Genomic DNA, 5,685 nt, shown 5'->3' with positions numbered 1-5,685 from the left:
ATGAATTTTAAAGGTGATATAAATATAAAAAAAGATTACGTGGCTACGTCTTACTCTCCCAGGCGGTCGCCCACCAAGTACCATTAGCGCTAAAGAGCTTAACTTCTGTGTTCGGTATGGGAACAGGTGTATCCTCTTTGCTATAATAACCACATAATCTTTATTTTGTTTGGAGCGGGTGAAGGGGATCGAACCCTCACAGCCGGCTTGGAAGGCCGGAACTCTACCATTGAGCTACACCCGCATAAGTTTTAGAGTTAATACTCTGAAAACTGCATATCATTTAAGATTTATCATTTTATTTTAGCAACCGAAATCATCCTTATTATTATCTAATAATGATTTGGTTGGCGATATAAACCTTTAGGTTTATTTTGGTCAAGTCCTCGACCTATTAGTATCGATAAGCTAAATACATTACTGCACTTACACCTTCGACCTATCAACCAGGTAGTCTTCCTGGGGTCTTACCCTTACGGTGGGAAATCTTATCTTGAAGTTGGCTTCGCGCTTAGATGCTTTCAGCGCTTATCCATTCCGTACATAGCTACCCAGCCATGCCCTTGGCAGAACAACTGGTATACCAGAGGTACGTCCATCCCGGTCCTCTCGTACTAAGGACAGGTCTTCTCAAATTTCCTACGCCTGCGACGGATAGGGACCGAACTGTCTCACGACGTTCTGAACCCAGCTCGCGTACCACTTTAATGGGCGAACAGCCCAACCCTTGGGACCTACTACAGCCCCAGGATGTGATGAGCCGACATCGAGGTGCCAAACCTCCCCGTCGATGTGGACTCTTGGGGGAGATAAGCCTGTTATCCCCAGGGTAGCTTTTATCCGTTGAGCGATGGCCCTTCCATGCGGTACCACCGGATCACTAAGTCCGACTTTCGTCCTTGCTCGACCTGTATGTCTTGCAATCAAGCTTCCTTTTGCCTTTACACTCTTCGCACGATTTCCGACCGTGCTGAGGAAACCTTTGAGCGCCTCCGTTACTTTTTAGGAGGCGACCGCCCCAGTCAAACTGCCCACCTGACGGTGTTCCAAGACCTGATTCAAGGCCTATGGTTAGGATCCCAGTACTACAAGGGTGGTATCCCAAGGATGACTCCACACAGACTGGCGTCCATGCTTCATAGTCTCCCACCTATCCTGTACATGTAGTACCAAGACCCAACGTCAAGCTACAGTAAAGCTCCATGGGGTCTTTCCGTCCTGTCGCAGGTACCCGGCATCTTCACCGGGATTACAATTTCACCGAGTCTATTGTTGAGACAGTGCCCAAATCGTTACGCCTTTCGTGCGGGTCGGAACTTACCCGACAAGGAATTTCGCTACCTTAGGACCGTTATAGTTACGGCCGCCGTTTACTGGGGCTTAAGTTCACTGCTTCGATTGCTCTAACAGATCCCCTTAACCTTCCAGCACCGGGCAGGCGTCAGCTCCTATACATCGTCTTGCGACTTAGCAGAAACCTGTGTTTTTGGTAAACAGTCGCTTGGGCCTATTCTCTGCGGCCTGTCATAGACAGGCACCCCTTCTCCCTAAGTTACGGGGTCATTTTGCCGAGTTCCTTAACAATAGTTCTCTCGCTGGCCTTAGGATACTCTCCTCACCCACCTGTGTCGGTTTACGGTACGGGCGCCTTTAAACTCGATAGAAGCTTTTCTTGACAGTGTGAAATCAGCTACTTCGCCCCGAAGGGCTTACCCATCGTATCCTAGCATTATCTAGACGGATTTGCCTATCTAGACTGCCTCAATACTTAGCCACACAATAACCAACAGTGTGGTTAGCTTATCCTACTGTGTCACTCCATCTCTCAAACGCTTATTGGCGGTACAGGAATATCAACCTGTTGTCCATCACCTACGCCTTTCGGCCTCGGCTTAGGTCCCGACTAACCCAGGGCGGACGAACCTTCCCCTGGAAACCTTGGGTTTACGGCCCGTGGGATTCTCACCCACGTCTCGCTACTCATGCCAACATTCTCACTCGTATACTGTCCACATGTCCTTACGGTCATGCTTCAGCCTGCATACGAAGCTCCCCTACCCATCATAAATGATGCCGTAGCTTCGGTAGTACGTTTTAGCCCCGGAAATTTTCGGCGCAGGATCACTCGACCAGTGAGCTATTACGCACTCTTTAAATGAGTGGCTGCTTCTAAGCCAACATCCTGGTTGTCTGTGCAATCCCACATCCTTTACCACTTAACGTACATTTAGGGACCTTAGCTGACGATCTGGGCTGTTGCCCTTTTGACTATGAATCTTATCACCCACAGTCTGACTCCCAAGTATAAGAATACGGCATTCGGAGTTTGATAGTCTTCGGTAAGTGCAATACCCCCTAGGACATTCAGTGCTCTACCTCCGCTTCTCTCAACCTTGAGGCTAGCCCTAAAGCTATTTCGGGGAGAACCAGCTATCTCCGGGCTCGATTGGAATTTCACCGCTATCCACAAGTCATCCCCGAGCTTTTCAACGCTCGTGGGTTCGGTCCTCCACGAAATTTTACTTTCGCTTCAACCTGCTCATGGATAGGTCGCCCGGTTTCGGGTCTACGACATGCAACTTAGTCGCCCATTTAAGACTCGCTTTCGCTACGGCTCCACACCTTAAGTGCTTAACCTTGCTGCATATCGTAACTCGTTGGCCCGTTCTACAAAAAGTACGCGGTCACACAAGTAATGTGCTCCCACAGCTTGTAAGTACAGGGTTTCAGGTTCTATTTCACTCCCCTCCCGGGGTTCTTTTCACCTTTCCCTCACGGTACTATGCGCTATCGGTCACTAGGTAGTATTTAGGCTTGGAGGATGGTCCCTCCTGCTTCCCACAGGGTTTCACGTGTCCCGTGGTACTCTGGATCATACTAGTAGCTTTCTCGTTTCAATTACAGGGCTATTACCTTCTATGGCGGAGCTTTCCAACTCTCTTCGTCTATGATATCTTTCCATGTCGTATGTCCGCAACCCCAACGAAGTAAACTTCATTGGTTTGGCCTGTTCCGCGTTCGCTCGCCGCTACTTACGGAATCGAATTTCTTTCTCTTCCTCCGGGTACTTAGATGTTTCAGTTCCCCGGGTTCCCCTCGCTAAGCTATGTATTCACTTAACGATACTTAGACATTACTCTAAGTGAGTTTCCTCATTCGGAAATCTTCGGATCAAAGTTTACGTGCAACTCCCCGAAGCTTATCGCAGCTTATCACGTCCTTCATCGGCTCCTAGTGCCAAGGCATCCGCCCTGCACCCTTAATAACTTGACCAGTTATTAAAAGTGTAATTTTAAAGACTTTTCTTGTCATATATGTTTAAAATGATGTCATATCACTAAATGTTATGCAGTTTTCAAAGTACTAATGGTGGAGATGAGGAGGATCGAACTCCTGACCCCTTGCGTGCAAGGCAAGTGCTCTCCCAGCTGAGCTACACCCCCATATTATTTTTTCAACATGTTATATTATAATAACTTTGTCGATTTTTGTCAATATTTTTTAAGGATTTTTTAAGAACCCTCAAAATTAAACAGTAGGCAATTCTCCTTAGAAAGGAGGTGATCCAGCCGCACCTTCCGATACGGCTACCTTGTTACGACTTCACCCCAGTTATTGATTTCACCTTCGACGGACGCTTCCAAAAGGTTAGCAATCCGGCTTCGGGCGCCCCCAACTTCCGTGGTGTGACGGGCGGTGTGTACAAGACCCGGGAACGCATTCACCGCAGCATTCTGATCTGCGATTACTAGTAACTCCAGCTTCATGTAGGCGAGTTTCAGCCTACAATCCGAACTGAGAATGGCTTTAAGGGATTAGCTCCGCCTCACGACTTGGCTGCCCTCTGTACCACCCATTGTAGCACGTGTGTAGCCCTAAGCATAAGGGGCATGATGATTTGACGTCATCCCCACCTTCCTCCAGGTTATCCCTGGCAGTCCCTCTAGAGTGCCCAACTTAATGCTGGCAACTAAAGGCAAGGGTTGCGCTCGTTGCGGGACTTAACCCAACATCTCACGACACGAGCTGACGACAACCATGCACCACCTGTCACTTCTGTCCCCGAAGGGAAATCTCCGATTAGGGAGAGGTCAAAAGGATGTCAAGCTTAGGTAAGGTTCTTCGCGTTGCTTCGAATTAAACCACATGCTCCGCTACTTGTGCGGGTCCCCGTCAATTCCTTTGAGTTTCACTCTTGCGAGCGTACTTCCCAGGCGGAGTACTTAATGCGTTAGCTGCGCCACCGAAGGGGGTAACCTCCGACAGCTAGTACTCATCGTTTACGGCGTGGACTACCAGGGTATCTAATCCTGTTTGCTCCCCACGCTTTCGTGCCTCAGTGTCAGTTACAGTCCAGAGAGCCGCCTTCGCAACTGGTGTTCCTCCTAATATCTACGCATTTCACCGCTACACTAGGAATTCCACTCTCCTCTCCTGCACTCAAGTTTCCCAGTTTCAAAGGCTTACTACGGTTGAGCCGTAGCCTTTCACCTCTGACTTAAGAAACCACCTACGCACCCTTTACGCCCAGTAATTCCGGATAACGCTAGCCCCCTACGTATTACCGCGGCTGCTGGCACGTAGTTAGCCGGGGCTTCCTCCTCAAGTACCGTCATTATCTTCCTTGAGGACAGAGCTTTACGACCCGAAGGCCTTCATCGCTCACGCGGCGTTGCTGCATCAGGCTTTCGCCCATTGTGCAATATTCCCCACTGCTGCCTCCCGTAGGAGTTTGGACCGTGTCTCAGTTCCAATGTGGCCGATCACCCTCTCAGGTCGGCTACTGATCGTCGCCTTGGTGAGCCGTTACCTCACCAACTAGCTAATCAGACGCGGGTCCATCCTGTACCGCAAAAGCTTTGATACTTCTACCATGCGATAAAAGCATATTATCTCGTATTAGCATACCTTTCGGTATGTTATCCGTGTGTACAGGGCAGGTTACCCACGCGTTACTCACCCGTCCGCCGCTCTTTACCGAAGTAAATCGCTCGACTTGCATGTGTTAGGCACGCCGCCAGCGTTCATCCTGAGCCAGGATCAAACTCTCAAAATAAATTCTTCGAATTTATATCGCCAACGATATATCTTCGCTACCGCTTCAGATAAATCCGTTGCTCAAATAAATTTGACTACCTGCTCAGACTAATCATTATCTGAATATCTGGCTTGGTTTGTTAGTTGTAATTCTATAAATTAACCTACTGTTTAATTTTCAAAGTTCTTTTTTGTCCATCTCTCTTGGACACTTATAACTATATCATCTCTTTTTTATATGGTCAACACTTTTTTTGAATTTTTTTATATTTTTTTTAATTTTTCTTTTATTATATATTTTATTCCACTATAAATTACACATATTATTATTAATTTGTGAGAAAATATAATAACTTCAATCATATTTTAAAAGGAGATGTTATTATGTCTGACTTTAATACTCTCAAGAATTTATACGAAGATGGATATAGATGTATTTATTATGATAAGGCTGAAAATAATCATACAATTTACTTAAAAAATTTTGATAATGAAAGTTCTACTGTTGTTGAATTAGAAGATGATATGGAATTTTCTCAATTTCAAAATTATATAAACGATTTAAAAATGTCTTAGATAACTATTTATTTTCAAATATAAAAAGTGCATTAGAATATTCTAATGCACTTTTTATATTATTTTGTTCTA

The 5,685-nt window shown here is 46.3% G+C and carries 1 protein-coding gene, 2 tRNA genes and 3 rRNA genes; 1 reads left to right on the top strand and 5 read right to left on the bottom strand.

Annotation, left to right across the window (positions count from 1 at the left end):
• Positions 1 to 37: 37 nt before the first annotated feature.
• The 5 genes from rrf to G3997_RS00460 form a co-directional block, all read right to left on the bottom strand.
• Positions 38 to 154, bottom strand: a 5S ribosomal RNA gene (gene rrf, locus G3997_RS00480).
• A gap of 16 nt (positions 155 to 170) precedes the next feature.
• Positions 171 to 244, bottom strand: a tRNA-Gly gene (locus G3997_RS00475).
• A 130-nt stretch (positions 245 to 374) separates the two neighbouring features.
• A 23S ribosomal RNA gene (locus tag G3997_RS00470) occupies positions 375 to 3,273 on the bottom strand.
• A gap of 94 nt (positions 3,274 to 3,367) precedes the next feature.
• Positions 3,368 to 3,443, bottom strand: a tRNA-Ala gene (locus G3997_RS00465).
• A gap of 110 nt (positions 3,444 to 3,553) precedes the next feature.
• Positions 3,554 to 5,056 (bottom strand): 16S ribosomal RNA (locus G3997_RS00460).
• Together the 16S, 23S and 5S rRNA genes with 2 tRNA genes alongside form the textbook arrangement of a ribosomal RNA operon.
• Positions 5,057 to 5,421: 365 nt before the next feature.
• Here G3997_RS00460 and G3997_RS00455 point away from each other — a divergent pair.
• Positions 5,422 to 5,613: a hypothetical protein gene (locus tag G3997_RS00455; protein WP_296646372.1), complete on the top strand. Its 192-nt coding sequence runs from the start codon at positions 5,422 to 5,424 to the stop codon at positions 5,611 to 5,613.
• Positions 5,614 to 5,685: the final 72 nt, after the last annotated feature.

It is taken from the genome of Romboutsia sp. 13368 (assembly GCF_018336475.1).
GTDB lineage: Bacteria > Bacillota > Clostridia > Peptostreptococcales > Peptostreptococcaceae > Romboutsia.
This window is presented reverse-complemented; position numbering and strand designations above follow the sequence as displayed.